General features: G+C 57.2%; 34 protein-coding genes. 4 read left to right on the forward strand and 30 right to left on the reverse strand.

Translation table 11 applies throughout. From position 1 onward, the window contains the following. Positions 1 to 217 precede the first annotated feature (217 nt). Entirely contained in the window at positions 218 to 1,333 is a 1,116-nt protein-coding gene (locus Q0802_RS13735; protein WP_298919241.1) for a hypothetical protein, read from the forward strand. 33 nt (positions 1,334 to 1,366) lie between these two features. Here Q0802_RS13735 and Q0802_RS13740 read toward each other — a convergent pair whose 3' ends face one another. From Q0802_RS13740 to rplO, 3 genes are all read right to left on the reverse strand, one after another. Beyond that, positions 1,367 to 2,011: an adenylate kinase gene (locus tag Q0802_RS13740; RefSeq protein WP_298919243.1), complete on the reverse strand. Its 645-nt coding sequence runs from the start codon at positions 2,009 to 2,011 to the stop codon at positions 1,367 to 1,369. Beyond that, on the reverse strand, positions 2,008 to 3,375 hold the full coding sequence (gene secY / locus Q0802_RS13745; RefSeq protein WP_298919245.1) for a preprotein translocase subunit SecY: 1,368 nt from the start codon (positions 3,373 to 3,375) through the stop codon (positions 2,008 to 2,010). Before secY ends, Q0802_RS13740 begins: the two co-directional genes overlap by 4 nt. Positions 3,376 to 3,495: 120 nt before the next feature. Further along, positions 3,496 to 3,978, reverse strand: a complete 483-nt coding sequence (rplO, locus tag Q0802_RS13750; protein WP_298919247.1) for a 50S ribosomal protein L15 — start codon at positions 3,976 to 3,978, stop codon at positions 3,496 to 3,498. Between the two features lie 348 nt (positions 3,979 to 4,326). Between rplO and Q0802_RS13755 the strand changes: the two genes are divergently transcribed. After that, positions 4,327 to 4,953 carry a hypothetical protein gene (locus Q0802_RS13755; protein WP_298919249.1) on the forward strand — a complete coding sequence of 209 codons (627 nt, stop codon included), beginning with the start codon at positions 4,327 to 4,329 and terminating at the stop codon, positions 4,951 to 4,953. Positions 4,954 to 5,008: 55 nt separating this feature from the next. Here Q0802_RS13755 and rpmD read toward each other — a convergent pair whose 3' ends face one another. The 11 genes from rpmD to rpmC all read right to left on the reverse strand — a co-directional run bounded on the left by rpmD (position 5,009) and on the right by rpmC (position 9,304). Continuing rightward, complete coding sequence (gene rpmD, locus Q0802_RS13760) at positions 5,009 to 5,197, reverse strand: 50S ribosomal protein L30 (protein ID WP_298919251.1); 189 nt, start codon at positions 5,195 to 5,197, stop codon at positions 5,009 to 5,011. A gap of 2 nt (positions 5,198 to 5,199) precedes the next feature. Further along, a complete protein-coding gene (rpsE, locus tag Q0802_RS13765; protein WP_298919253.1) occupies positions 5,200 to 5,778 on the reverse strand; it encodes a 30S ribosomal protein S5 in 579 nt (192 codons plus the stop codon). Between the two features lie 115 nt (positions 5,779 to 5,893). After that, positions 5,894 to 6,253, reverse strand: a complete 360-nt coding sequence (gene rplR, locus Q0802_RS13770; protein WP_298919255.1) for a 50S ribosomal protein L18 — start codon at positions 6,251 to 6,253, stop codon at positions 5,894 to 5,896. Between the two features lie 11 nt (positions 6,254 to 6,264). Beyond that, complete coding sequence (gene rplF / locus Q0802_RS13775; protein ID WP_298919257.1) at positions 6,265 to 6,798, reverse strand: 50S ribosomal protein L6; 534 nt, start codon at positions 6,796 to 6,798, stop codon at positions 6,265 to 6,267. 10 nt (positions 6,799 to 6,808) lie between these two features. Further along, the gene (gene rpsH / locus Q0802_RS13780; protein WP_195819744.1) at positions 6,809 to 7,201 is read right to left on the reverse strand and encodes a 30S ribosomal protein S8; all 393 of its coding nucleotides are present in this window, start codon (positions 7,199 to 7,201) and stop codon (positions 6,809 to 6,811) included. Positions 7,202 to 7,213: 12 nt separating this feature from the next. Continuing rightward, positions 7,214 to 7,519 carry a 30S ribosomal protein S14 gene (gene rpsN / locus Q0802_RS13785; protein ID WP_298919259.1) on the reverse strand — a complete coding sequence of 102 codons (306 nt, stop codon included), beginning with the start codon at positions 7,517 to 7,519 and terminating at the stop codon, positions 7,214 to 7,216. Positions 7,520 to 7,535: 16 nt separating this feature from the next. Beyond that, positions 7,536 to 8,099, reverse strand: coding sequence for a 50S ribosomal protein L5 (gene rplE / locus Q0802_RS13790; RefSeq protein ID WP_298919261.1), 564 nt, complete (start codon positions 8,097 to 8,099; stop codon positions 7,536 to 7,538). Beyond that, positions 8,092 to 8,403 carry a 50S ribosomal protein L24 gene (rplX, locus tag Q0802_RS13795; protein ID WP_298919263.1) on the reverse strand — a complete coding sequence of 104 codons (312 nt, stop codon included), beginning with the start codon at positions 8,401 to 8,403 and terminating at the stop codon, positions 8,092 to 8,094. Before rplX ends, rplE begins: the two co-directional genes overlap by 8 nt. Positions 8,404 to 8,405: 2 nt before the next feature. Next, on the reverse strand, positions 8,406 to 8,774 hold the full coding sequence (rplN, locus tag Q0802_RS13800; protein ID WP_011567679.1) for a 50S ribosomal protein L14: 369 nt from the start codon (positions 8,772 to 8,774) through the stop codon (positions 8,406 to 8,408). A 72-nt stretch (positions 8,775 to 8,846) separates the two neighbouring features. Next, positions 8,847 to 9,086: a 30S ribosomal protein S17 gene (gene rpsQ / locus Q0802_RS13805; protein WP_298919265.1), complete on the reverse strand. Its 240-nt coding sequence runs from the start codon at positions 9,084 to 9,086 to the stop codon at positions 8,847 to 8,849. Positions 9,087 to 9,097: 11 nt separating this feature from the next. Next, positions 9,098 to 9,304 (reverse strand): 50S ribosomal protein L29, encoded by a 207-nt coding sequence (rpmC, locus tag Q0802_RS13810; protein WP_298919267.1) that lies wholly within the window; start codon positions 9,302 to 9,304, stop codon positions 9,098 to 9,100. A 260-nt stretch (positions 9,305 to 9,564) separates the two neighbouring features. On the opposite strand from rpmC, the gene Q0802_RS13815 reads away from it, so the two are divergent. Further along, positions 9,565 to 9,939, forward strand: a complete 375-nt coding sequence (locus tag Q0802_RS13815) for a hypothetical protein (protein WP_298919269.1) — start codon at positions 9,565 to 9,567, stop codon at positions 9,937 to 9,939. Between the two features lie 908 nt (positions 9,940 to 10,847). Here Q0802_RS13815 and Q0802_RS13820 read toward each other — a convergent pair. Beyond that, the gene (locus Q0802_RS13820; protein ID WP_298919270.1) at positions 10,848 to 11,513 is read right to left on the reverse strand and encodes a PAS domain-containing protein; all 666 of its coding nucleotides are present in this window, start codon (positions 11,511 to 11,513) and stop codon (positions 10,848 to 10,850) included. 571 nt (positions 11,514 to 12,084) lie between these two features. On the opposite strand from Q0802_RS13820, the gene Q0802_RS13825 reads away from it, so the two are divergent. Next, positions 12,085 to 12,708, forward strand: coding sequence for a TIGR02466 family protein (locus Q0802_RS13825; protein WP_298919271.1), 624 nt, complete (start codon positions 12,085 to 12,087; stop codon positions 12,706 to 12,708). 11 nt (positions 12,709 to 12,719) lie between these two features. Here Q0802_RS13825 and Q0802_RS13830 read toward each other — a convergent pair whose 3' ends face one another. The 15 genes from Q0802_RS13830 to rpsL form a co-directional block, all read right to left on the reverse strand. Then, positions 12,720 to 13,130 (reverse strand): hypothetical protein, encoded by a 411-nt coding sequence (locus tag Q0802_RS13830; RefSeq protein WP_298919272.1) that lies wholly within the window; start codon positions 13,128 to 13,130, stop codon positions 12,720 to 12,722. A gap of 267 nt (positions 13,131 to 13,397) precedes the next feature. Then, positions 13,398 to 13,811, reverse strand: a complete 414-nt coding sequence (gene rplP, locus Q0802_RS13835; RefSeq protein WP_298919273.1) for a 50S ribosomal protein L16 — start codon at positions 13,809 to 13,811, stop codon at positions 13,398 to 13,400. A 13-nt stretch (positions 13,812 to 13,824) separates the two neighbouring features. Next, positions 13,825 to 14,532 (reverse strand): 30S ribosomal protein S3, encoded by a 708-nt coding sequence (gene rpsC / locus Q0802_RS13840; protein ID WP_298919274.1) that lies wholly within the window; start codon positions 14,530 to 14,532, stop codon positions 13,825 to 13,827. Next, the gene (rplV, locus tag Q0802_RS13845) at positions 14,532 to 14,912 is read right to left on the reverse strand and encodes a 50S ribosomal protein L22 (protein WP_195819734.1); all 381 of its coding nucleotides are present in this window, start codon (positions 14,910 to 14,912) and stop codon (positions 14,532 to 14,534) included. Before rplV ends, rpsC begins: the two co-directional genes overlap by 1 nt. Before the next feature lie 3 nt (positions 14,913 to 14,915). Beyond that, positions 14,916 to 15,194, reverse strand: coding sequence for a 30S ribosomal protein S19 (gene rpsS, locus Q0802_RS13850; RefSeq protein ID WP_025059469.1), 279 nt, complete (start codon positions 15,192 to 15,194; stop codon positions 14,916 to 14,918). A gap of 3 nt (positions 15,195 to 15,197) precedes the next feature. After that, a complete protein-coding gene (gene rplB, locus Q0802_RS13855) occupies positions 15,198 to 16,040 on the reverse strand; it encodes a 50S ribosomal protein L2 (RefSeq protein ID WP_298919277.1) in 843 nt (280 codons plus the stop codon). Positions 16,041 to 16,333: 293 nt separating this feature from the next. Continuing rightward, positions 16,334 to 17,407 (reverse strand): hypothetical protein, encoded by a 1,074-nt coding sequence (locus tag Q0802_RS13860; protein ID WP_298919279.1) that lies wholly within the window; start codon positions 17,405 to 17,407, stop codon positions 16,334 to 16,336. Positions 17,408 to 17,749: 342 nt separating this feature from the next. Further along, positions 17,750 to 18,046, reverse strand: a complete 297-nt coding sequence (locus Q0802_RS13865; protein ID WP_298919281.1) for a 50S ribosomal protein L23 — start codon at positions 18,044 to 18,046, stop codon at positions 17,750 to 17,752. Then, positions 18,043 to 18,660, reverse strand: coding sequence for a 50S ribosomal protein L4 (rplD, locus tag Q0802_RS13870; RefSeq protein WP_298919282.1), 618 nt, complete (start codon positions 18,658 to 18,660; stop codon positions 18,043 to 18,045). Before rplD ends, Q0802_RS13865 begins: the two co-directional genes overlap by 4 nt. Beyond that, the gene (gene rplC, locus Q0802_RS13875; protein ID WP_298919284.1) at positions 18,657 to 19,532 is read right to left on the reverse strand and encodes a 50S ribosomal protein L3; all 876 of its coding nucleotides are present in this window, start codon (positions 19,530 to 19,532) and stop codon (positions 18,657 to 18,659) included. Before rplC ends, rplD begins: the two co-directional genes overlap by 4 nt. An 18-nt stretch (positions 19,533 to 19,550) precedes the next feature. Next, on the reverse strand, positions 19,551 to 19,865 hold the full coding sequence (gene rpsJ, locus Q0802_RS13880) for a 30S ribosomal protein S10 (RefSeq protein ID WP_108838874.1): 315 nt from the start codon (positions 19,863 to 19,865) through the stop codon (positions 19,551 to 19,553). Positions 19,866 to 20,027: 162 nt separating this feature from the next. Continuing rightward, positions 20,028 to 21,203 carry an elongation factor Tu gene (gene tuf, locus Q0802_RS13885; protein WP_298919286.1) on the reverse strand — a complete coding sequence of 392 codons (1,176 nt, stop codon included), beginning with the start codon at positions 21,201 to 21,203 and terminating at the stop codon, positions 20,028 to 20,030. A gap of 77 nt (positions 21,204 to 21,280) precedes the next feature. Next, entirely contained in the window at positions 21,281 to 23,398 is a 2,118-nt protein-coding gene (gene fusA / locus Q0802_RS13890) for an elongation factor G (RefSeq protein ID WP_298919288.1), read from the reverse strand. Between the two features lie 61 nt (positions 23,399 to 23,459). Beyond that, entirely contained in the window at positions 23,460 to 23,930 is a 471-nt protein-coding gene (rpsG, locus tag Q0802_RS13895) for a 30S ribosomal protein S7 (RefSeq protein ID WP_298919290.1), read from the reverse strand. 12 nt (positions 23,931 to 23,942) lie between these two features. After that, on the reverse strand, positions 23,943 to 24,314 hold the full coding sequence (gene rpsL / locus Q0802_RS13900) for a 30S ribosomal protein S12 (protein WP_011570072.1): 372 nt from the start codon (positions 24,312 to 24,314) through the stop codon (positions 23,943 to 23,945). Positions 24,315 to 24,340: the final 26 nt, after the last annotated feature.

A 24,340-nucleotide genomic window follows, 5' to 3' on the forward strand; every position in this document is an offset into this window, starting at 1 on the left:
GCTGATCAGGTGATCTCGCGCCGCAGGAGCGACCTGCCTTGCGATTTGATTCTCATTAGAGATATCGCGTGTTATGGGCTTTTTAAGATGGCGTCAACCCGTCAGGGCGGGCAGGTGGAAAGAGAGCGAAACCCAGACTGCCGCGCCGCAGCGCTGGACGAGAAATACCACCCAAGGTAGTGTGATCCGAAGCACTCTTGAAATCGGAATTTCCGGCATGAAAACCGCCCGTCCCCGCCAGCCTGCTATCGCCTCGGACCACGCAGCGCAACCCAGTCAGGCGCACGGCCGCACCCCGGCTTCAGGCACATTGGCCGCGCTTCAGCTCACGGCAGACCAAAGTCCTGCCGTCAGCGCCTTGCAAACCCTGCAACGGCGCGCCAGCGCGGTCATTCAGCGGGAAGGAGAAGACCCGCCGGCCCCCGTCCCCGCTATTCTCAGCATGGACGGCGACAAGATCGGCAGCGTCTATTTCGATGATGGGCGCATTCGCACCACTCACGTTGCTGGCCCCGAAGACGAACGGGGCGGGCATGGTATGATCGAACGTTACAACATCGATATTGCGCTTGCTGAAGCAACGCACGCAGCAGAGGTCAAGGCGGGTACACATGACGGGCTCGATGATTTTAACGAATGGGCGTCAGTCAGGCTATGGAACAGCGACACGCACCCTTGGGTCATCGCAAAATTGCCGAATGCCGAGGACATGGTCGCCGGTCCCGCCCCTGCGGGCACCATCCTGTTCGAAAACTTTGGCAGCGCTGATGGCGCTTATGAAGGCTACCACCCATCCCGTGGGGCGGCAGTGAAGGAGATGATGGCACCCTCGGACATTGCGGCACTGGAAGTGGCAATCGCGGCAGTGGGGGCTGGGAACGCATCGAAAAAGAACCGGGACTTCTTTAAAAAACTGTTGGAAGAGTCGCCTGAGCTCGCCGCGCGGATGCGTCTGCCCGAAGAGATTGACGCGCAGGAGGCAGAATGGTGCCACGAGGACGCGCAGGAAGGCGTTAGAGTGTTGGAAATTGTTCTCGGCATTGATGCTACGACGATCTCGCCGGATGAGGATGCTGACAACGTGGGCTACGCGCGCCGCGCCTCGCAGGCGGTTGTCAATGCTGGCGTCGAAGCAACCGTGGCTGTGACCCACGCGCGCGACAAATCATACCGGAGCGATATTCAGGCTGCCGCAGGCATCGAAATCCGTGCCGCAAACGCTGCGGCACGGGCCGCGAAATCAGAAGAGAACGCCAAGGCCCTTATTCCGACTGCGCGGGAAAAGCTCGCGGCAATTCTTGAAGCACGCCGCCCCGCGGTGACAACGGTCTGACACGTGTAGGTTACCGCTGTGTGCCTGTGTATCTCAGGCGTCAAGAACGGCCTTGATCTCACCCTGCACCGCCTCAATCGCGCCCAACCCGTCCACGCGGGCCAGCAGCCCCTTGGCGTAGTAATAGCCGATCAGCGGCGAAGTCTGTTTGTAGTATTCCATCAGACGGGTCTTGAGGCTTTCCTCATTGTCATCCGCACGGCGCTTGAATTCGGTGCCGCCGCAGTTGGTGCATTTGCCATCCGCCGGGATCGGCTTGGTGTTGTCGTTGTAGACTTCACCGCACATGCCGCAGGTTGACCGGGCAACAATGCGCGCCACCAGCGCTTCGTCGTCCACGCGCATCTCGATGACAGCGTCCAACGTTTCGCCTTCCGCCTCCAGCAACTCTCCCAGCGCGTCGGCCTGTGCCAGCGTGCGTGGGAAGCCGTCAAAGATGAAACCGTTGGCTTTGACCGTCTCCAGCTTTTCGCGAATGAGGCCGATCACAATCTCATCGGTGACCAGCGCGCCGCGCGCCATCACGTCGGCGACCACCTTACCCATTTCCGTGCCTGAATCCTTGGCCTCGCGCAGCATATCGCCTGTGCTCAACTGCACCATGCCGCGCGTCTCAACGAGGTGACGCGCCTGCGTCCCTTTACCGGCCCCCGGAGGCCCAAGCAGAATAATGTTCATCGGCGGACAGGACTCCGTTTCTTGCGTGGTTTACCGCCGGTTTTACCGCGCAGCTGGGATTTCTCAAGCAGACCTTCGTATTGGTGCGCCAGAAGGTGGCTTTGCACCTGCTGGATCGTGTCCATGGTCACAGAGACCACGATCAGCACGGAGGTGCCGCCAAAATAGAACGGGATCGCAAACTGGCCGCGCAGGATTTCCGGCAAGAGGCAGACAGCCGCCAGATAGCCAGAGCCCAGAACCAACACGCGATTGACCACATATTCCAGATATTCGGAAGTCTTCTTGCCGGGACGAATACCGGGGACAAAGCCGTTCTGGTTTTTCAGATTGTCTGCCACGTCATCGGGTTTGAACGATACGTTGAACGTATAGAAATAGGCAAAGAACACGATCATCGCGACAAAGAACAGCAGATACATCGGCTGACCAGGGCCAAAGTTGGCCAGCAGCCAGGACATCACCGGATTGGTGGAATTGCCCGAAAACGTGCTGATCGTGACCGGCAGCAGCAGCAGCGAGGAAGCAAAGATCGCCGGGATCACGCCCGCGGGGTTGACCTTGACTGGCAGGTGGCTGGAACCGCCGTCATAGACCTTCATGCCGACCTGGCGGCGCGGATACTGGATGTGGATCTTGCGCAGCGCACGTTCCATGAAGACCACGAACATGATTGTGCCGATCACCATCAGCAGCACGCCGATGATCACGGCGGGGCTGATCGCGCCGGAACGGCCCTGGCTGAAGAACTGCGCAATGGCGGCCGGAACCTCGGCAATAATGCCCACAAAGATGATCAGGGAAATCCCGTTGCCGATGCCGCGCGCTGTGATCTGTTCGCCCAGCCACATCAGGAACATGGTGCCGCCGACCAGCGTGATCAGGCAGGACATGCGGAAAAAGAGGCCCGGATCGGTCACGATATCGCCCGCTTCAAGCGATACCGCCAACCCGTAGGCCTGCAACGTCGCCAGCGCCACGGTGCCGAAACGCGTATATTGGTTGATCTTCTTGCGCCCCTGCTCGCCCTCTTTCTTCAACTGTTCCAGTTGCGGCACCATCGAGGTCAGAAGCTGCACGATGATCGAGGCCGAGATATAGGGCATGATGCCCAGGGCAAAGATGCCCATCCGCCCCAGCGCGCCGCCGGTAAACATGCTGACCATGCCACCGATGCCCTGCCCCGCCTGCTCCATGAACTCGCGCAGGGCGACGCCGTCGATGCCCGGCACCGGGATAAAGGTGCCCAGCCGGTAGACGATCAGCAGACCAAGGGTGAAAAGGATGCGATTGCGCAGGTCCGTCGCTTTACCCAGCGCGGACCAGCTGGTGTTGGCGGCCATGTTCTCAACGGCAGATACCATGAAGGGCTCTCTTTCGATACGGACACGCCGCCCGGGCCGTTTTCCGGCGGGCGGCGTGAAGGAAAACTCGAAGACTTATGTAAGCGGCGCGGACGCCGCCCACAAGTCCAATCCTAGTGCTTAAGCTTCCGCTTCTGCCGCCGCCGGTGCTGCCACGGTCAGCGAACCGCCCGCTTTGGCCACCGCATCAATGGCAGATTTGGACGCGCCGGTGACTTCAATGGTCAGCTTGCCGGTCACGTCGCCCTTTGCCAGGACGCGAATACCGTCCAGTTTACGGCGCACAAGGCCGCTTTCGATCAGCACATCCTCGGTGATCGCTTTCTTGGCGTCGATCTTCTTGGCGTCGATGAATTTCTGGATCAGGCCCAGGTTCACAACTGCGTATGATTTGCGGTTTGGCTTGTTGAAGCCACGTTTTGGCAGGCGTTGGTAGAGCGGCATCTGCCCGCCTTCGTACCCGTTGATCGCCACGCCCGAGCGGGATTTCTGACCTTTGATACCCCGGCCACCCATTTTACCGGTGCCGGAACCCGGGCCACGACCGACGCGCTTGCGTTTCTTGGTGGCGCCTGCGTTGTCAGACAGTTCATTCAGTTTCATTGTCGCTTCTCCTTTGGCCGGATGTACCCCCCAGCGACGGGAGCGGGCAAACACGGCGTTTCGATTCTATGATCACCCTTGGGGTGATCGTGGGCGTATAGACGCCCTTTGAGCATGGATCAAGGGTCAGTTTGCTCCCAACGGAAGGGCAGCGCCCGACCGCGGGGCGAAGGCCGTCTTGCAATCGCTCCGGTGGAGCGATTGAGGCCGCAGCGGGGTTCACCCCCGGGTGCGAAGCGCCCGCCCATGGGGGCGGTCGGGCGCTGCCCGTGATCGGGGATCACGGACTGGTTGCGGAAGGATAAACTTGGTAGTGAAATGTGCGCACGCGCTTTATGGTTTTGTTCGATGACAGATGAACCAATAAACCCGATAGGTTTTGCCAACTTTGCAAAGTCGTACGCAGACAGCGCCGAGTATCTCATTGACGGTATCAATACCAAGGAGCTGAATGTTCGTTTTCATGCGCCAGTCGATTTTCTTTTGGCTCATGCGCTGGAGTTAAATCTCAAGGCTCTCTACTTGAAATGCGGTAAAAGTGATGAAGATGTTCGAAACTTTGGTCACGATATAGCTAAGCTATATCAAGATGCGAAGCGAGGATCTTGTTCTGCGCCAGTTATAAAGCATTTGGAGCACCACGTTCGGATCTTTTGGAAAACAACTTTGCGTCGGGCAAGAGATGTGCATCGCGAAAAAGTTGAAGGGTACTTGCACTCAATTGACAAAAACAATGAGGAAGAATTCGGCATCTATGACAACGAAACCATAGGTCGCGAATTGCCAGAACTTTGGCCATCGATACATTGGTTCAGTGAACTGCATTTAAGCGATGGGAGCGAGTTTAGATACTTAAAGACTGGTCTAAAACAAAGGTTAGAAATAAGAGTGTTCGGCTTGGAAGTAGACGTACACAACGTAACCGCGTTGCAGGTTTGCAAGATTTTCCACTCACACTTTAGAAACTCAAAATGAAAAAGCGCCCCGCAGTTTCCTGCGAGGCGCTTTCAATATCAATTCTCCGAAAAGCTTAGTCGCGCTCTTCCACGATCTCGACCATGTGGCTGATCGAGTTGATCATGCCGCGTACGCTGGGCGTGTCTTCCAGCTCGCGGGTTTTGTGCATTTTGTTCAGGCCCAGGCCGATCAGCGTGGCGCGCTGTTTGGCGGGGCGGCGGATCGGGGAACCGATCTGTTTCACAACGATTGTCTTGGCCATGCTCATGCCTCCTCAGCCACTTGCGCGGATGTGTCCACGGCGTCTTCACGCTTGGGCAGAATGTCAGCCACTTTCTTGCCGCGACGCTGCGCGACCGACCGTGGCGAGCTTTCTTTCCGCAATCCGTCCATGGTGGCGCGGATCATGTTGTAGGGGTTCTGCGAGCCGATGGATTTGGACACAACGTCCTTGACGCCCAGCATTTCGAACACAGCACGCATCGGACCACCGGCAATAATACCCGTACCCTCAGGGGCGGTGCGCATGACCACTTTACCGGCGCCGTGACGGCCTTCCATGTCGTGGTGCAGCGTCCGACCTTCGCGCAGCTGCACGCGGATCATCTGGCGCTTGGCCTGCTCTGTGGCTTTGCGGATGGCCTCGGGGACCTCTTTCGCTTTCCCTTTGCCAAAGCCCACACGGCCCTTCTGGTCACCCACAACCACGAGGGCTGCGAAGCCAAAGCGCTTACCACCTTTTACGGTTTTGGACACGCGGTTGATCGCGACCAGACGGTCGGCGAATTCCGGTGCTTCGTCACGATCACGGCCTCTGCCGCGACGGTTTTCACGTTCTGCCATTGAGAACATCCTTTTATCTGGGCCCGGTTTAAAGCGGAGCGCCCGTTTGTCTCAATCCAGGTGGGCAAAAGCCCCCGGATCATCGAGGTCGCCCGCAGGGGGCGACCTTCAGCTCTTAGATCTTCAGACCACCTTCGCGGGCGGCGTCGGCAACGGCCTTGACCTTGCCGTGAAAGAGGAACCCGCCACGATCGAAATAGGCTTCTTCAACACCGGCTTTTTTCGCACGTTTCGCGATTTCAGCCCCGACCTTGGTGGCCGCTTCGATGTTGTTTTTGCCCACAACACCCAAATCCTTTTCAAGCGTCGAGGCGGCGGCGAGTGTTTTGCCAGCCACATCGTCGATCAATTGAACGGAGATGTTCTTGTTCGAGCGGTGAACCGAAAGGCGCACGCGACCTGCGTTGACCTTGCGGAGTTTGTTCCGAACGCGCAGGCGGCGCTTCAAGAACAGTTGTCTTTTGCTGTTTGCCATGTCTTGCGTCCTTACTTCTTCTTGCCTTCTTTGCGGAAGATGAACTCGCCCTTGTAGCGGATGCCTTTGCCTTTGTAGGGCTCGGGCTTACGCCACGCGCGGATGTTCGCGGCAACCTGACCAACAAGCTGTTCGTCAATGCCTTCCACCACAATCTCGGTTTGTTTCGGAGCGGTTACTGTCACACCCTCGGGTGCTGTGTAATCCACGTCGTGGCTGAGGCCGAGGTTCAGCTTCAGGGTGTTGCCCTGCATCTGCGCCCGGTAACCCACACCCTGGATCTCCAGCTCTTTCTTGAACCCTTCGGTGACGCCGGTCACACAGTTCTGGACCTGCGTCCGGGACATGCCCCACTGCTGACGGGCGCGCTTGGACTTGCCACGCGGCACAACAGTGATGACGTTGTCTTCGACCTTCAGATCCACATCGTCTGTTGCACTGAACGAACGCGTGCCCTTGGGGCCTTTCACTTCGATGGTCTGACCGCTGACGGAGGCGGAAACACCGCTGGGCAGGTCGACCGGTTTTTTACCAATACGAGACATGAGCCCCTCCTTAGAAGACGGTGCAGAGCACTTCGCCACCAACGTTGGCGCTGCGTGCTGCTTGGTCAGACATCACACCCTTGGGGGTGGAGACAATCGACACGCCCAGGCCCTGACGGACAACGGGGATGTCATTGACGCCCATGTAGACGCGGCGACCGGGTTTGGAGACCCGCTTCAATTCGCGAATGACAGGTTCGCCTTCGTAGTATTTGAGGCTGATCTCGATGGCCGGGTGGCCGTCGGCACCGGTGGTTTTTTCATAACCACGGATGTAGCCCTCGTCCGCCAGCACATCCAGCACCCAGGCACGCAGCTTGGAAGCAGGCGTGTGGACGGTGGATTTGCCGCGCATCGAAGAGTTCCGGATGCGTGTCAACATATCTGCGATAGGATCGTTCATCTGATGCGCTCCTTACCAGCTCGACTTGACCATGCCGGGGATCTGGCCGTTCGAGCCAAGGTCCCGCAGCGCGATCCGCGAAATTTTCAGTTTGCGATAGTAGGCGTGAGGACGGCCCGTCAGCTGGCAGCGGTTGTGCAGACGCACAGCGCTGGAGTTGCGCGGCAGTTTCGCCAGCTTCAGGGAGGCGCGGAAACGCTCTTCCATCGGCTTGCTTTCGTCATTCACGATCTCTTTCAAAGCGGCACGTTTCTCGGCGTATTTCGCCACCAGACGTTCGCGCTTCTTCTCGCGTTCGATCATAGATTTTTTAGCCATGTCTATTCCCTCCCGATCAGCTGTTGAAAGGCATGTTGAAAGCTTTCAACAGGCTCTTTGCTTCAGCGTCGGTTTCCGCCGTTGTGGCGATCACGATGTCCATTCCCCAATTCTCGTCGATCTTGTCGAAATTGATCTCCGGGAACACAAGGTGCTCTTTGAGGCCCATGGCGTAGTTGCCACGTCCATCGAAAGATTTGCCCGATACGCCGCGGAAGTCGCGGACGCGGGGCAGAGCAATCGTGACCAGACGATCGAGGAATTCATACATGCGGTCGCCGCGCAGGGTCACTTTCGCGCCCATCGGCATATCTTCACGCACCCGGAAACCCGCGATGGATTTCTTGGCCGTTGTGGTCAGCGCCTTCTGGCCTGCAATCAGCGTCAGATCTTCCTGCGCCGATTTGGCTTTCTTGCTGTCACGCACGGCCTCGGCACCGCAGCCAATGTTCAGGACAATCTTGTCCAGACGCGGGATCTGCATGTCGTTCTTGTAGCCGAACTCTTCTTTCATCGCCGGGCGGATGGTCTCCGCATAGGCGGCCTTCAGGCGGGGTGTGTATGTTGCACTATCAAGCATCGATCACGTCCCCCGTGGTTTTGGCAAAGCGTACTTTCTTGTCGCCGTCCATCTTGAAGCCCACGCGTGTGGCTTTGCCGTTGGCATCCACGATTGCGAGGTTGGACAAATCCAGCGGCATCGCCTTGGGGATACGGCCCCCCTGGCTTTCCTGCGACTGGCGTGTGGCGCGAATGGAGATGTTCACGCCGTCGACGATGGCCTTGTTCGACTTCGGATCCACAGACGAAATGGTGCCTGTCTTGCCCTTGTCCTTGCCGGCCAGCACGATGACCTTGTCACCTTTTTTCAGCTTAGCAGCCATGATTACAGCACCTCCGGAGCGAGCGAGATGATTTTCATGAAGTTTTTCGCGCGCAACTCACGCACAACCGGGCCAAAGATACGTGTACCGATCGGCTCGTTGTTGTTGTTGAGAATGACAGCGGCGTTGCGATCAAAGCGGATCGCGGTGCCGTCTTCGCGGCGAACTTCTTTGGCGGTGCGAACGACAACGGCCTTGCGGACGTCACCCTTCTTTACACGACCGCGGGGGATGGCTTCCTTCACCGAGACGACAATGATGTCGCCGACGGAGGCGTATTTACGCTTGGAACCACCCAGAACCTTGATGCACTGAACACGGCGCGCGCCGCTGTTGTCAGCAACATCCAGGTTGGTCTGCATCTGGATCATTTGGTTTCTCCCGACCTTTGGGGGGCCGATGCGTGGCCTTTATCCCCAGGGTTTCGATTAAGCGGTTGGTGCTCAGGCCTCAGCGGCTTCGAGCACTTCCCAACGTTTGGTTTTCGACTTTGGTGCACATTCGATGATGCGGACGCTGTCGCCCACCTTGAACGTGTTCTTCTCATCGTGCGCCCGGTATTTCTTGGACTTACGGATGGTTTTTTTCAGAACCGGGTGCGTAAAGCGGCGCTCGACGGACACGGTAACGGTTTGTGCGTTGGCATCAGAAGTGACGACGCCCTGCAGGATACGCTTTGGCATGAGGGCTCTCCTTATTCAGATGCTGCAGCGGCTGCTGCTTTTTGGTTCAACACAGTCTTCACACGTGCCGCGTCACGGCGGGCCTTGCGGATTTGTGCAGGGTTCTCCAACTGGCCTGTTGCTTGCTGGAAGCGCAGGTTGAAGGAGGCTTTCTTCAGATTGGCCAGCTCTTCACGCAGCTGGTCAGGCGTTTTGTCATGCAATTCTTTGGCGTCCATCGCCCTTTTTCCTTTCAACATCACGAGTAGGCCGCCATGAGGCGTCACCGATGATTCCCGTGGAGTTCATGATGAAGGGGCCGTATAGGCCCATGTCGCGATGATCGCAACCCTTTATTCCCGGCCCAGATGATCGGGTCCGACGAACCTTGCAGGGAACGGATGCCGTAGGGTGCAAACGCCTCTGCAATCCAGTCGGTTGTCCGAGTCTTCTGCCGAGCCCGTGGTTGTTTTGTCGGTGGGTTTGGGCAATGGTGGAAGTGACGCGCTACAGAGAAAGATTTGTCGTGATGCATGTTGCCAAGATACTGCCGCTATTTGGTCTGTTGATCACCCTATCGGCCTGTGCGGGAGGCACCTTGCCCTCCGGCTCTCCCGAGCAAACCTGGCTCAGCCCGTCCGAGAAGGCGTTTCTGAATATACAGCGGCCCTACCCGAACGACGATGACGTCTGCGTCCTGCTGGGCGAGAGCGAAAACACCGTAGCTCTCAAAGCGCAGGACCAAGAGTTGATCGCCTGTCCGAAACACGAGACCGGTGCGACAGAGGACCGGCGGCGGACCGGCGGGAAGATCGTGGGCCAGTCCACCTACTGGGTCATTCTCAGTATCTCTTCGGACCTGGTTAAAGAGTAGTTGCAGACATACTGAAGCTCACCAGTCTGTTCGAACGCCCGTCCTGATCCGTGGTACTGCCTGTCTCGGTCGCTTTGGGAGCTATAGAAGAACGATTCAAAACACGACCGTTTCCAGTGAAACCCAGTGACCAAACCCTCGTCAGGGACGCGCACAAGGATACGGGACGGGAAGGTGACAAAAGATCGTCCATCGGAGAAGACCGGACGCCATTTCCTGGAGCTCCCTGCGCATTTTACCGTCTGACACAGAAAATGCCTTGGATCAGCGGTTACATCATACGATCTGGCAAGCTTTTTGCGTGCATCCACCGGCAACGGCTTTGACAAATCGGTACGCATCCGTCGAATTGCGTGCTGTTCGTTTGTTGATAAATCTATCGACAAACGCGTCAGCCCCTTTTTGATCTGAGTGCCATCAGAAGCAATCACAGCGGCGCGCTGAATGAACTTCCTCCAATGCGTCGATAGAATGGGGAAATTGTATATCCCACCGCAGATGAACGTTTTACCGTTCACATTTACAACCTTATGTAACGCAAGCGTGCCGTAGGTCTGCTTTCCATTGACGACGTTACGCGGCCCAAACGGCGTGACCACGAAGCTCTCATCAATCTGCATGGACTTTAGTCTTTGCGCCAGTGCGGGATTAACCGCCAAACAAAGCAAAAATAACACCGATAAACGCAACAGACGCGTGCGCATAAACAGCCTATAACCTATTGTTTCAACGACACTAAAGCTCGCATTCGCGTCTACAGATTGCAAGCGCAAAGCGCAATCTGCGGCATATCTCTTTTGCAGGGTTCATGAGATTGACGCGTCGATTGATCCATCGGGGCGCGACTTGGCACCGAATAACCTCGTTCCGTGTTTTGCGGCGCAAAATCCTCACGCCGACAACGCAGATCAGAGCCGGGCTTTCTGCCTCAGGATGCAATTCCTGATCCGCGCGGCCACGGCCTCCGCCTGCATCACAAGCGCCTGACGCGCCTTGGCCTCTTGATCTCGAAGCTTCATGCACATCTGCGCGGCGTTCTCAAATTGGCTGTAATAGCTGCGCTCGATTTGGCGGCGCCGCAGCCCGAAGTTGAATTCGTTCTGGCACCCCATCAGCAAACACCGGTCAGGAAAAAACCAGATCGGCCGGATCGCCAGCAGATTTTGGAACCGCATGCCATTTGCCTTGTAGTTGACGATGATCGCCTCGGTCGCCCGGCATCTTTCGACAGCGTTCCGTATCTTTGCAATCTCATCTCGGTCGGTGTCTTCACCTTGCAGAAATCTGCAATTGCTTCCCATCAGCATGGATGACCGGAATCCCGTCAGGTATTCAAAAGCACTGTTGGCAAACACGAGGGGGCAGTCGGGCAACGTCGGGTCAGAAAATGTGATTGGAACCTTCATCCCACTGGCGACGTTGAAAATCCGCGTCTCGCCTTCAGAATACGCCGCCTGACGGTTCTGATCAAAGGCAGTCAGCGTTTCGAGATGGGTGTCTCTCTGGATGATGTTCGCTACTGGTTGGTATGCTTTCTTCCGCTTGTCGTTGATCGGGGCCGTTTGGACGTTCATGATTTCCTCAAGAGTACTTTTCGCAGATATTTTTTTAGGAATGGTTAACGTCGTGTTAATGACGATCCGGGAACACAGGTTGACGTAGGGTTAACCGGCGATTTTTCCGACAGCTGTTGCAAAGCACCGCTTCGTCAGCTGCAAGCGTGCCTCCCGACGCCATTCAACTCAGACATGGCACCCTCGCCGGCCACTCAAGCACCGAAATCGGCACAACAGATGGCGATGTATGTGTGACACCTGCTGCCACATCGAATTTGCCGCCCCCTTCAGAGCAGGGCCAAAGTCTCTACCCGGGGGCCCCACGCCACCACCCCCTATGCGCAGTAACGGACAATTAATCCTTCTATACCGTCCGGCCTATTAACCCCACCCTCCGCGGATTTTCGGTGCACGGCCTGTGCACGTTCTGTGCACGGATGGAACATCATTCAAAACCTCTGTTTTTCAGGCATTAACTGGCGTTCCGGACCCGCCGCTCGCGACTCCGAATTTGCGTGCATCGGAGTGTTGCGCGGTCGCGCCCTTAACCCCTCTCGCCAGCGCTGCGTCGCTCGGCTAAGACAGGGCCATGTCCACAATCGAATCCCTCTTCGTCACCCGCCTCTACCGTGCCGCTCTCTCGGAGCACGGCAAACCCATTGATACAGCAGAGCTCGAAGCCTCCTGCTGGTCCATCGCCGAAGATGACGAGGCGGGGCAGAACTGGTGTGATGACAACGGCTATCCCGGCTACACCAGCTACGCCTCGCTGACCGACCTGCCCTACCGCTTCCCGATCTTCAAAGATCTGGTCAAGTGTCTCGACAAACACGTGAAATCTTTCGCCAAGGACCTCGCTTTCGATCTTGGCGACAGACCCCTGAAACTCGAAGACATCTGGATCAACATCCTGCCCCCCGGCGGCATCCACACCAGCCACATCCACCCGCATTCGGTGATCAGCGGCACCACCTACGTCGCCGTCCCTCCCGGTGCCAGTGCCCTGAAGCTCGAAGACCCGCGCCTGGGCCTAATGATGGCCGCCCCCCCGCGCCGGAAAGGCGCCCCCGCCGAGTTGCAGACCTTCTCCTATGTCACCCCCGAACCCGGAGACGTTCTCCTCTGGGAAAGCTGGCTCCGCCACGAAGTCCCGCTCAACATGGCGGAAGAAGAACGGATTTCGGTGAGCTTCAATTATGGCTGGGCCGGTTGAATATCCCATGTTCATTCATCATCTGGCACCTCAAGGCCACCGACAGGCAATCCAGCCAAACGAGATAGGCCGCGCACATCTAACCAGCGGCCTACAGCCTGAAACGCCCTGCATTCAGTCGTATTCCAACTGTGTTGGCAGGATGGAAGATCCCCGTTTTTCAATTTAGCTATGCCGCGCTCATATCTCATTTTTTTAAAGCCAGTCAGGGATGTATAGGATGTCAAAAGAGGAAGACGCTCTTCAATTTCCGCCTCAAGATGCGCCGCCAATTCTGACATGCAAACGTAGCGTTCCTGCTCTAATCGTCCGATTTCGCAATAGTCAAAAGCGCGTGAAGCACAGTGCAGCTCCATTTCAGGCTTCATTGTATCGCTTTCAGAGGAGGCCAACGAAAGGCAGCCATTCAGCCACTTCGGCACGTCTCTCACCGCAGTGTCTGAAGACTGAGATATGTTGGGAAACGTAACGAACAACCAGAGCATTGAAAGCACAAGATAGCTGGATTTTTGAGACATTCTTTTCAACAAGTAAACCATTGTGCCAAATGCTAACCGCTGACGCTCAAAAAACAAACCCCCGCTGATTTCTCAACGGGGGCTTCTAACTTTGCCGGGGGAGGAACGCGCATTTACACGTAAATACGCTGCCTCCGCTAGCGTCGTTCCCGCAGTGCGGAAACGACGGAGTTACCAGTCCTCGCGGACCACGACCCGTGTCTTGATCGGCAATTTCATTGCCGCCAGACGCAGGGCCTCGCGGGCGATGTCGTCATTCACACCGTCGATTTCGAACATCACGCGGCCCGGTTTGACCTTGGCCGCCCAACGGTCGACCGAGCCTTTACCCTTACCCATACGAACTTCGATGGGTTTGGCCGTGACAGGTACATCCGGGAAAATCCGGATCCAGACCCGGCCCTGACGTTTCATGTGACGTGTCATCGCGCGGCGGGCCGCTTCGATCTGACGTGCTGTGACCCGCTCGGGTTCAATCGCCTTGAGACCATAGGTGCCGAAGTTCAGGTCAGACCCACCCTTCGCCAGACCCTTGATCGAGCCCTTGAACTGTTTGCGGAATTTCGTGCGTTTTGGCTGTAGCATCTGTCATTCCCCCTTAGCGACGACCGCCTGCACCGCGAGGTGCTGGGCCATCCTGGAGTTCCTGTGCTTTACGGTCACGCGCCGCCGGGTCATGTTCCATGATCTCGCCTTTGAAGATCCAGGTCTTGATCCCGATGATGCCGTAGGCGGTTGTTGCCTCGACATGTGCGTAATCGATGTCAGCACGCAAAGTGTGCAAAGGCACGCGACCTTCACGGTACCATTCGGTCCGCGCGATTTCCGCACCGCCTAGACGGCCCGCAACATTCACACGGATGCCCAGGGCCCCCATGCGCATCGCGTTCTGCACCGCACGCTTCATGGCGCGGCGGAAAGAAACCCGGCGCTCCAGCTGCTGTGCAATACTCTCACCAACGAGTTGTGCATCCAGTTCCGGCTTGCGCACTTCAACGATGTTGAGATGCAGCTCGCTGTCGGTCATCTTGGCGATTTTCTGACGCAGACCTTCGATGTCCGCCCCTTTCTTGCCGATGATGACACCGGGGCGGGCTGTGTGGATCGTCACGCGGCATTTTTTATGCGGACGCTCAATGATCACACGGGCCACACCGGCCTGTTTGCATTCTTCTTTGATGAAATCACGGATCGCGATGTCTTCCAGCAGAAGGTCACCGTAATCTTTGGTGTCGGCATACCAGCGGCTGTCCCAGGTGCGGTTCACCTGCAGGCGCATGCCAATCGGATTGACTTTGTTACCCATTAGGCTTGCTCCTCTACCTGACGCACTTTGATCGTGATTTCCGAGAACGGCTTGATGATCTTGCCGAACCGGCCACGCGCGCGCGGACGCCCACGCTTCATGGTAAGGTTTTTGCCCACATAGGCCTCTGCGACGACCAGTTCGTCCACGTCGAGGTTGTGGTTGTTCTCCGCGTTCGCGATGGCGGACTGAAGACATTTCTTCACATCCAGTGCGATCCGTTTCTTGGAGAAAGTCAGGTCCGTCAGGGCCTTGTCGACTTTCTTGCCCCGGATCATCGCGGCGACGAGGTTCAGTTTCTGCGGGCTTGTACGAAGCATGCGCAGTTTTGCCATGGCTTCGTTGTCAGCCACGCGGCGGGGATTTTTATCCTTGCTCATGGCTTACTTCCGCTTCGCTTTTTTGTCCGCAGCATGACCGTAATAGGTCCGCGTTGGCGAATATTCACCAAACTTCTGACCGATCATTTCTTCGGATACGTTAACTGGGATGTGCTTGTGGCCATTGTAGACACCGAAAGTCAAACCCACGAACTGAGGCAGGATTGTCGAACGGCGCGACCAGATTTTGATCACTTCATTGCGACCGCTCTCGCGGGACGCTTCGGCCTTTTTCAACACATATGAGTCGACAAAAGGACCTTTCCATACTGAACGAGACATGAATTAACGTCCCTTCTTCTTGGCGTGCCGCGAGCGCAGAATGAGCTTGCTGGACGCTTTGTTCTTGTTCCGGGTCTTTGCACCCTTTGTCGGCTTGCCCCATGGGGTTACCGGGTGACGACCACCAGAGGTCCGACCTTCACCACCACCATGCGGGTGATCGATCGGGTTCATGACAACACCACGCACAGACGGGCGGACGCCCTTGTGACGCATGCGGCCCGCTTTACCGTAGTTCTGGTTGGAGTTGTCTGGATTGCTGACCGCACCAACGGTGGCCATGCATTCCTGACGCACCAGACGCAGCTCACCCGAGCTCAGACGGATCTGAGCGTAACCACCATCACGGCCCACGAACTGGGCGTAGGTACCGGCGGCACGGGCGATCTGACCACCCTTGCCGGGCTTCATCTCGATGTTGTGCACGATTGTCCCGATGGGCATGCCCGAGAAGGGCATCGCGTTGCCGGGTTTGATGTCTGCTTTTGCGCTTGCGACCACGCTGTCACCCACGGCCAGACGCTGCGGTGCCAGGATGTAGGCCTGTTCGCCGTCTTCGTATTTCACGAGGGCGATGAAAGCTGTCCGGTTAGGGTCATATTCGATGCGCTCGACCGTGGCCGCTACATCCATTTTGTTCCGTTTGAAGTCAACGATCCGGTAGAGGCGTTTTGCCCCGCCGCCTTTGCGGCGCATCGTGATCCGTCCGGTGTTGTTCCGTCCGCCGTTCTTGGTCAAGCCTTCGGTGAGGGCTTTGACCGGGCGGCCTTTCCAGAGCTCCGAACGGTCGATCAGTACCAGCCCACGCTGGCCCGGCGTCGTCGGTTTATACGACTTGAGTGCCATGTTGTCTGTCTTCCGTTTTGCTGTACGGCGGGTCGCCCCACCTATGGTATGAAGGCCCCCGTAGGTGCCCGATTTAGATGCCCTTTCGGACAACAACGAAGCCCCGGACGAATCCGGGGCCTTGCCGATGGGCTCTCTTAGGGGATTGGGTCTGTAGGGTCAAGCGAGGCAAAGCCACGCTTTATGCTTTTTGCTGAATTTTATCGTCGCCGGGACCGGCCTCCTTGTCAGCTTTTGCTTAAAAGGCCGAATGGCTCACCGGAATGCGCGGCTTTGCTGATCAATGAGGCGAACTAGTCGATCTCGCTGAGCGCCTCCGCATCAACCTTCTGACTGTTGAAGAGCCGGGCAAAGAAACCTACCTGAGGCTCTTCGATTTCTTCTACAGCTTTGGGTCGGCCCGCCAACCAGACCTCAATTCTCTCTGTGTTGGTCGAATTTTGGGAGAAGTCGCGGGCCTCAACGCCAAGATTACTTGCCACATTTTGAGCGACGCTTGCGTTTTGTGGGCTGTAATAACGCAAATGCGTGGCTGAGACGCGAAAGTTCTCGCGCCCGATTGCTGCGACGGCTATACCCGCGTCTTCCAGATTGGAGACATAGGCCTGCAACCTGCCGTTGGAAATGCCGTCAGGTGCGTGGATAAAGAACCGCAAGCGATCCGTTGTGAACGCATCGTAGATCATTTCGTCGGTGTCGGTTGCGGATAGATCAGGCAGCGAGCGCAGGTTGAGCGCGGCGGCAGGTTCCGTATCTGCGCGCATGTATTGCACGGCTGAGATCGCGGGTAGACTGATGTTTTCGACCCGCAGGGGGGATGGTTCCACCACGGTCAGCGGCATGTCCAGAACGTCGGGAATGTTGCCGGCGTCCGCAAGGACCGCATCTATCACCACAGGCTTTGCGGGCGGCGGGCTTTCCTCAAGAGGCGGCGTCACGGTTGCGACCTTTTGTGTCTGCACGGTCAGTACGGGATCGGGCACCGGGTCAACGGTCACAACCCGCGACGCACCAACACCCGTCAGGGCACCAATGCCAAGCGTAACGCCAAGACCCAAGCCTGCCGCGCCGAAAAACACCAACATCAGAACGCGCGCATTGGCATGTATAACGCCGAGCCAGAAACTTGTCCGCTCGTGGTTTCCAGGCTCCGGCTCTTCACCAGACACATCGCCTTTGGGTATCGATGGATCTGATGTCGTGTCCTCAGGGCCGCTACGGCGTCGCGATGAAAGGAGCCTGTTGCGTTTGGCCCGTGCCTCACTCAGGCGATCTTTCCAACCCGCTTCAAATACCGGATGCTCCGTCGCCCCGGGTTCACCTTCAGGTATCGGTTCGGTACCGCCGCTTGCTTCCATATTCGACACAACATCGACCTCTCGAAGAGATGAAATTTTTGAACTTACTGGACATTCAAAAACGTTCCGCTGCGCGGCACTGAGAACAGACTCTTCACAAGCGATTAGAATAGCACGGAAAAAACGCTGGTTGGTGGCCGGTTTGCTACACAATCCTCGAAAAGTGAAACCGCGCTACAACCTGTGAGTGCATGACAACTGTGGCCGTTTTGTTGTCGACTGACACCGGGGGCCCGTGGATCAGAGTCAATTCAACCGGACCTCACAACGCCTTGGCTAATTTGAAACGCTCAAACAAAAAAACCCCAGCCTCTAATGAGGCCGGGGTTTCGCATAGATATTGCAAGCGGCTTAAAGGCCGGTAGACACGTCAATCGTGTTGCCGGCTTCCAGCGTCACATAGGCTTTCTTGACGTCTTTCCGCTTGCCGAGTTGGCCGCGGAAACGCTTCACCTTGCCTTTGGTGATCGTGGTGTTGACCGCTTTGACCTTCACACCAAAGAGCGCTTCAACAGCCTCCTTGATCTGCGGTTTGTTGCTGTCCATAGCCACTTCGAAGACAACCGCGCCATTTTCGGATGACATGGTGGCTTTCTCGGTAATGATCGGCTTGCGGATCACATCGTAATGTTCTGCCTTGGCACTCATTTCAAGCGAGCCTCCAGTGCTTCGACACCCGCCTTCGTGATCACCAGCGTATCACGCTTGAGGATATCATATACGTTTGCGCCCATTGTCGGCAGGATATCCAGACCGTCAATGTTGCGCGCGGCTTGGGCGAAGTCTTCGTTCACAGATGCACCGTCGATGACCAACGCGCGTTTCCAGCCCAGGTTTGCGACCTGTTTGGCCAGAGCGGCAGTTTTGCCTTCGGAGGAGGCCTCGTCGATGATCACGAGCTCGCCTGCTTTCATTTTGGCAGAAAGCGCGTGACATAGACCCAGCTTGCGGAACTTCTTGGTCAACTCGTGACCGTGGCTGCGCGGGGTCGGGCCCTTGTAGATACCACCACCGCGGAAGATCGGCGCGTTGCGGGAGCCGTGGCGTGCGCCGCCGGTGCCCTTCTGACGATAGATCTTCTTGGTCGAATAGCTGGTTTCCGAACGGGTCTTGACCTTGTGCGTACCAGCCTGCGCGTTGTTACGCTGCCAGCGCACGACGCGGTGCAAGATGTCCGCGCGCGGCTCCAGACCGAAAAGCGCCTCGTCCAGCTCTACCGAACCGGCTTTCTTGCCGTCGAGTTTGATGACATCGAGTTTCATGCGTCACCTTCTTTCTTGTCTTCGCCAGCTTCGGGTGCATCATCCGCCTTGTCCGCTGCGATTTCCGCTTCTGCAGCTTTCAGCGCTTCGGCTTCCGCGGCGGCTTGTTCTTCAGCCAGACGCTTGGCTTCTGCTTCGGCCTCGGCGGCAGCAGCAGCAGCAGCTTCTTCAGCGGCTTTTGCTGCTTCCTCGGCAGCAGATTTCAAAGCAGCAGGCAGAATCGCATTCTCAGGGAATGGTTTCTTGACCGCATCCTTGACTGTAACCCAGCCCCCTTTGGAGCCCGGCACAGCGCCTTTGACCATGATCAGGCCACGGTCTGTGTCTGTGCGAACGACCTGCAGGTTCTGCGTGGTGACACGGGCAGCGCCCATGTGACCGGCCATCTTCTTGCCTTTGAAAACCTTGCCCGGATCCTGACATTGGCCCGTGGAGCCGTGCGACCGGTGAGAGATCGATACACCGTGCGACGCGCGCAGACCGCCGAAGTTGTGGCGCTTCATCGCACCGGCAAACCCTTTACCGATGGAGGTGCCCGCCACGTCAACGAACTGACCCTCAAAGTAGTGATCCGCGATGATTTCTTCGCCAACACCGATCAGGTTCTCTTCGTCTACGCGGAACTCAGCCACTTTACGCTTGGGTTCCACTTTCGCAGAAGCGAAGTGGCCCCGCATGGCCTGGCTTGTCCGCTTGGCTTTGGCCACACCGGCACCGAGTTGAACAGCTGTGTAGCCATCCTTTTCAACGGTCCGCTGGGCAACGACCTGCAGCTTATCGAGTTGAAGAACGGTCACAGGGATCTGTTTGCCGTCTTCCATGAACAGCCGGGTCATCCCGACTTTTTTTGCAATAACGCCTGAGCGCAACATGAAATTACCCTCCTACGTTTACGATTGCAGCTTGATCTCGACGTCCACGCCAGCCGCAAGATCGAGCTTCATCAGCGCGTCTACGGTCTGGGGCGTCGGATCAACGATATCCAGCAGGCGCTTGTGCGTGCGGATTTCGAACTGGTCACGAGATTTCTTGTCGACGTGGGGACCACGCAGAACAGTGAATTTTTCGATCTTGTTCGGCAGCGGGATCGGGCCGCGAACAGATGCGCCGGTTCGCTTGGCGGTGTTGACGATTTCCTGCGTGGACGCATCCAGCACACGATAGTCAAACGCCTTCAGCCGAATGCGAATGTTTTGGCTTTGAATTGCCATTTTCTATTTCCCTAACGATGGGTCTGTAAACGGAGAGGAAGAGCAGCCTTATTGCCACCCTTCGTCGCGCCTTTGTGCGTCTCGAGACCTGGGTCCCGAAATGGCTGGGGTGCCGAATATGACCCGGCACCCCGAATGTCCAGAGCGAGTTGGAAACTACTCCGTAATTTTGCTGACGACGCCGGCGCCGACGGTGCGGCCGCCTTCGCGGATGGCGAAGCGCAGGCCGTTTTCCATGGCAATGGGTGCGATCAGTTCAACGCCGAAAGACACGTTGTCGCCCGGCATCACCATCTCGGTGCCTTCGTTCAGCTGAACCGTGCCGGTCACATCCGTGGTGCGGAAGTAGAACTGCGGACGATAGTTCGCGAAGAACGGCGTGTGACGGCCACCCTCATCCTTGGTCAGGATGTAGGCTTCGGCTTCGAACTTGGTGTGCGGCGTCACAGAACCCGGCTTGCAGAGCACCTGGCCGCGTTCCACGCCTTCACGGTCGATACCGCGCAGCAGGGCGCCGATGTTGTCACCCGCTTCACCGCGATCCAGCAGTTTGCGGAACATTTCAACACCTGTGCAGGTGGTTTTCTTGGTGTCGCGGATGCCCACGATTTCGATCTCGTCGCCCACGTTGATCACGCCACGCTCAACACGCCCCGTCACAACGGTACCGCGACCGGAGATCGAGAACACGTCTTCCACAGGCATCAGGAACGGCTGGTCAACCGCGCGCGCCGGTGTCGGGATGTATTCGTCAACCGCTGCCATCAATTCGCGAATCTTCGCTTCGCCAATCTCCGGATTGTTGCCTTCCATCGCCGCCAGGGCCGAGCCCGCGATGATCGGAATATCGTCGCCGGGGTACTCGTAAGAGCTCAGCAGCTCGCGGATTTCCATTTCCACCAGTTCCAGCAGCTCTTCGTCGTCCACCTGGTCAACTTTGTTCATGAAGACAACCATGTAAGGAATGCCCACCTGGCGGCCGAGCAGGATGTGCTCGCGGGTCTGGGGCATCGGGCCGTCAGCCGCGTTCACAACCAGGATCGCGCCGTCCATCTGCGCCGCACCGGTGATCATGTTTTTCACATAGTCCGCGTGGCCAGGGCAGTCGACGTGGGCATAGTGACGCGCGTCGGTTTCATATTCCACGTGCGCGGTCGAAATGGTGATCCCGCGGGCTTTCTCTTCCGGCGCGCCATCAATCTGGTCATAGGCCTGAAAATCGCCAAAATACTTCGTGATCGCAGCCGTCAGCGTCGTCTTGCCGTGGTCAACGTGACCAATCGTGCCGATGTTTACGTGCGGTTTCGTACGTTCAAACTTTGCCTTTGCCATGGTGGCCTCTCCTTAGTGTTCTGGTGAGCGGCAATCCCGCTCGAAGTTGGATCGAGGCGCCCGAAGGCGCCCCGGTGTTATGCGAATTTCGCTTGAATCTCGTCAGAGATGTTCTGTGGTACCGGCTCGTAGTGGTCGAACTGCATTGTGAAGTTCGCACGACCCGACGACATCGACCGCAGCGTGTTGATGTAACCGAACATATTGGCCAGCGGTACGAAGGCATCGATGGCAATCGCGTTACCGCGTGTGTCCTGACCCTGCACCTGACCGCGACGGGATGTGAGGTCACCAATGATGCCACCGGTGTATTCCTCAGGCGTCACAACCTCGACCTTCATGATCGGCTCGAGCAGTTTCGCGCCGGCTTTCTTCATGCCTTCGCGCATGCCCATACGGGCGGCGATTTCAAAGGCCAGAACCGAAGAGTCCACATCGTGGAATTTACCGTCGATCAGGGCCACCTTGAAATCGATCACCGGGAAGCCGGCCAGGGGGCCGCTGTCCATGACCGACTGGATGCCTTTTTCAACACCAGGAATGTACTCTTTCGGAACAGCACCACCCACGATGCGGCTCTCGAAGGAATAGCCTTCGCCCGGCTCTGTCGGAGAGATGATCATTTTCACCTCGGCGAACTGACCCGAACCGCCCGACTGTTTCTTGTGCGTGTAGGTGTGCTCGACCTCGTGACCAATGGTCTCGCGGTAGGCAACCTGCGGCGCACCGATGTTGGCCTCAACCTTGAATTCACGCTTCAGACGGTCCACCAGGATGTCGAGGTGCAATTCACCCATGCCCTTCATGATGGTCTGACCGGATTCCAGATCCGTTTCCACGCGGAAAGACGGGTCTTCGGCAGCAAGACGTTGCAGACCTGTGGACATCTTCTCTTGGTCAGCCTTGGTTTTTGGCTCAACCGCAATCTCGATCACCGGATCAGGGAAGGTCATGGTTTCCAGAACGACCGGATCATTGACAGCGCAGAGCGTGTCCCCGGTTGTAGTGTCCTTCAGACCTGCCAGCGCGATAATGTCGCCCGCGAAGGCTTCCGTGATCTCTTCGCGATCGTTGGAGTGCATCATCATCATCCGACCCACGCGCTCTTTACGCTCTTTGGTCGAGTTCAGCAGCGTGTCACCCTTGTTCAGCACACCGGAATAGACGCGTGTGAAGGTCAGCGTGCCGACGAAGGGGTCATTCATGATCTTGAACGCCAGCGCAGAGAACGCCATGTTGTCGTCCGCGCGGCGAGCGATGTCACGGGTTTCTGTCTCGTCACCGGGTTTGAAGCCCATGTAGTCAACCACATCCATCGGCGACGGCAGGTAATCGATCACAGCGTTGAGCAGCGGCTGAACGCCTTTGTTCTTGAACGCGGACCCGCAAAGCACGGGAATGAATTTGATGGCCAGCGTTCCGGCGCGGATCAGACTGCGCAGCGTCGGTACATCAGGCTCTTCGCCTTCGAGATACATCATCATCGCATCGTCGTCCATTTCGACGGCGGTTTCGATCATCTTGCCACGCCATTCTTCGGCTTGCGCCTTCAGGCTGTCGCGGATTGGCTTTTTCACCCAGGAAGCACCCAGATCTTCGCCTTCCCAGACCCACTCTTCCATGGTGACCAGATCGATCATGCCTTCGAGCTCGTTCTCGGCCCCAATCGGGATCTGGATCGGGCACGGCGTCGCACCGGTACGGTCCTGGATCATGTGAACGCAGTTAAAGAAGTCTGCGCCGATCTTGTCCATCTTGTTGACGAACACGATGCGCGGAACTTTGTAGCGATCCGCCTGGCGCCAGACCGTTTCTGTCTGTGGCTCGACACCGGCGTTGGCATCCAGAACGGCAACTGCGCCGTCGAGAACCGCCAGCGAACGCTCAACCTCAATGGTGAAGTCAACGTGGCCAGGCGTGTCAATGATGTTCATACGGTGCTTGGGCGTGTCCGCGGTCGCACCGTCCTCGGTGCGCTCCCAGAAGGTTGTTGTCGCCGCAGATGTGATGGTGATGCCGCGTTCCTGCTCCTGCTCCATCCAGTCCATGGTGGCCGCACCATCGTGCACCTCACCGATGTTGTGGGACTTGCCTGTGTAATACAGGATGCGTTCCGAACAGGTTGTTTTACCGGCATCAATATGCGCCATGATGCCAAAGTTGCGGTAGCGGTCGAGCGGATAGTCGCGTGCCATGGGGCTGCTTCCTTGAGGTATCTAAAACGGATCATCGCGCCCCAATAGGGCGCGACTGTAATTACCAGCGGTAGTGGCTGAACGCTTTGTTGGCGTCGGCCATCTTGTGGGTGTCTTCGCGCTTCTTCACGGCAGTGCCGCGGGATTGAACAGCGTCCAGAAGCTCACCGGCAAGGCGCTCTTCCATCGTGTTCTCGTTGCGCGAACGGGCGGCTTTGATCAACCAGCGGATCGCCAGCGCCTGACGACGCTCGGGGCGCACTTCGACAGGCACCTGATAGGTGGCACCACCAACACGGCGCGAACGCACTTCGACGGAGGGTTGAATGTTTTCCAACGCTTCGTGGAAAACCTCGATGGGTGCGCGTTTGATCTTGTCTTCAACGCGAGTCATCGCGCTGTAAACGATACGTTCTGCGACCGACTTCTTGCCGTCGATCATCAGGTTGTTCATGAATTTTGTCAGAACCAGATCACCATATTTGGCGTCGGGCAGGACTTCGCGTTTTTCGGCTGCGTGGCGACGGGACATGCTTTATTCCTCTTACTTCGGACGCTTCGCGCCGTATTTCGAACGACGTTGCTTACGGTCTTTGACGCCTTGGGTATCCAGAACACCACGCAGGATGTGGTAACGGACACCGGGAAGGTCTTTGACACGGCCGCCACGGATCAGAACCACGGAGTGTTCCTGAAGGTTGTGGGACTCACCCGGGATGTAGCTGATGACTTCAAAGCCATTGGTCAGGCGAACCTTGGCCACTTTCCGCATTGCCGAGTTCGGCTTCTTCGGAGTGGTCGTGTAGACACGCGTACAAACGCCACGCTTCTGCGGGCATTCCTGCAGGTGCATGGACTTTGAACGTTTAATTTTAGGCTGCCGCGGCTTGCGGATCAGCTGTTGGATCGTTGGCATTCCGGTTCTTTCCCCGTGTTGCTCAC

Source organism: uncultured Roseobacter sp. (assembly GCF_947495275.1).
In the GTDB taxonomy this organism is placed as follows: domain Bacteria; phylum Pseudomonadota; class Alphaproteobacteria; order Rhodobacterales; family Rhodobacteraceae; genus Roseobacter.

Coding starts and splice junctions, on each gene's coding strand:
- fusA (WP_298919288.1), bottom strand. CDS start 23,398: ATGGCACGCGACTATCCGCTCGACCGCTACCGCAACTTTGGCATCATG.
- Q0802_RS13740 (WP_298919243.1), bottom strand. CDS start 2,011: ATGAACATTATTCTGCTTGGGCCTCCGGGGGCCGGTAAAGGGACGCAG.
- rpsE (WP_298919253.1), bottom strand. CDS start 5,778: ATGGCAGAACGTGAAAACCGTCGCGGCAGAGGCCGTGATCGTGACGAA.
- Q0802_RS13735 (WP_298919241.1), top strand. CDS start 218: ATGAAAACCGCCCGTCCCCGCCAGCCTGCTATCGCCTCGGACCACGCA.
- rpsQ (WP_298919265.1), bottom strand. CDS start 9,086: ATGCCAAAGCGTATCCTGCAGGGCGTCGTCACTTCTGATGCCAACGCA.
- Q0802_RS13825 (WP_298919271.1), top strand. CDS start 12,085: ATGTCCACAATCGAATCCCTCTTCGTCACCCGCCTCTACCGTGCCGCT.
- rpsH (WP_195819744.1), bottom strand. CDS start 7,201: ATGAACGATCCTATCGCAGATATGTTGACACGCATCCGGAACTCTTCG.
- Q0802_RS13865 (WP_298919281.1), bottom strand. CDS start 18,046: ATGAGTGCCAAGGCAGAACATTACGATGTGATCCGCAAGCCGATCATT.
- rplD (WP_298919282.1), bottom strand. CDS start 18,660: ATGAAACTCGATGTCATCAAACTCGACGGCAAGAAAGCCGGTTCGGTA.
- rplB (WP_298919277.1), bottom strand. CDS start 16,040: ATGGCACTCAAGTCGTATAAACCGACGACGCCGGGCCAGCGTGGGCTG.
- rpmC (WP_298919267.1), bottom strand. CDS start 9,304: ATGGACGCCAAAGAATTGCATGACAAAACGCCTGACCAGCTGCGTGAA.
- rplO (WP_298919247.1), bottom strand. CDS start 3,978: ATGAAACTGAATGAACTGTCTGACAACGCAGGCGCCACCAAGAAACGC.
- rplF (WP_298919257.1), bottom strand. CDS start 6,798: ATGTCTCGTATTGGTAAAAAACCGGTCGACCTGCCCAGCGGTGTTTCC.
- rplP (WP_298919273.1), bottom strand. CDS start 13,811: ATGCTACAGCCAAAACGCACGAAATTCCGCAAACAGTTCAAGGGCTCG.
- rplC (WP_298919284.1), bottom strand. CDS start 19,532: ATGTTGCGCTCAGGCGTTATTGCAAAAAAAGTCGGGATGACCCGGCTG.
- rpsL (WP_011570072.1), bottom strand. CDS start 24,314: ATGCCAACGATCCAACAGCTGATCCGCAAGCCGCGGCAGCCTAAAATT.
- secY (WP_298919245.1), bottom strand. CDS start 3,375: ATGGTATCTGCCGTTGAGAACATGGCCGCCAACACCAGCTGGTCCGCG.
- rplN (WP_011567679.1), bottom strand. CDS start 8,774: ATGATCCAGATGCAGACCAACCTGGATGTTGCTGACAACAGCGGCGCG.
- rpsS (WP_025059469.1), bottom strand. CDS start 15,194: ATGTCTCGTTCAGTATGGAAAGGTCCTTTTGTCGACTCATATGTGTTG.
- rpmD (WP_298919251.1), bottom strand. CDS start 5,197: ATGGCCAAGACAATCGTTGTGAAACAGATCGGTTCCCCGATCCGCCGC.
- rpsC (WP_298919274.1), bottom strand. CDS start 14,532: ATGGGTAACAAAGTCAATCCGATTGGCATGCGCCTGCAGGTGAACCGC.
- rplX (WP_298919263.1), bottom strand. CDS start 8,403: ATGGCTGCTAAGCTGAAAAAAGGTGACAAGGTCATCGTGCTGGCCGGC.
- tuf (WP_298919286.1), bottom strand. CDS start 21,203: ATGGCAAAGGCAAAGTTTGAACGTACGAAACCGCACGTAAACATCGGC.
- rplV (WP_195819734.1), bottom strand. CDS start 14,912: ATGAGCAAGGATAAAAATCCCCGCCGCGTGGCTGACAACGAAGCCATG.
- rplR (WP_298919255.1), bottom strand. CDS start 6,253: ATGGCAAACAGCAAAAGACAACTGTTCTTGAAGCGCCGCCTGCGCGTT.
- rpsG (WP_298919290.1), bottom strand. CDS start 23,930: ATGTCCCGTCGCCACGCAGCCGAAAAACGCGAAGTCCTGCCCGACGCC.
- rpsN (WP_298919259.1), bottom strand. CDS start 7,519: ATGGCTAAAAAATCTATGATCGAACGCGAGAAGAAGCGCGAACGTCTG.
- Q0802_RS13820 (WP_298919270.1), bottom strand. CDS start 11,513: ATGAACGTCCAAACGGCCCCGATCAACGACAAGCGGAAGAAAGCATAC.
- rplE (WP_298919261.1), bottom strand. CDS start 8,099: ATGCTTGATAGTGCAACATACACACCCCGCCTGAAGGCCGCCTATGCG.
- Q0802_RS13755 (WP_298919249.1), top strand. CDS start 4,327: ATGACAGATGAACCAATAAACCCGATAGGTTTTGCCAACTTTGCAAAG.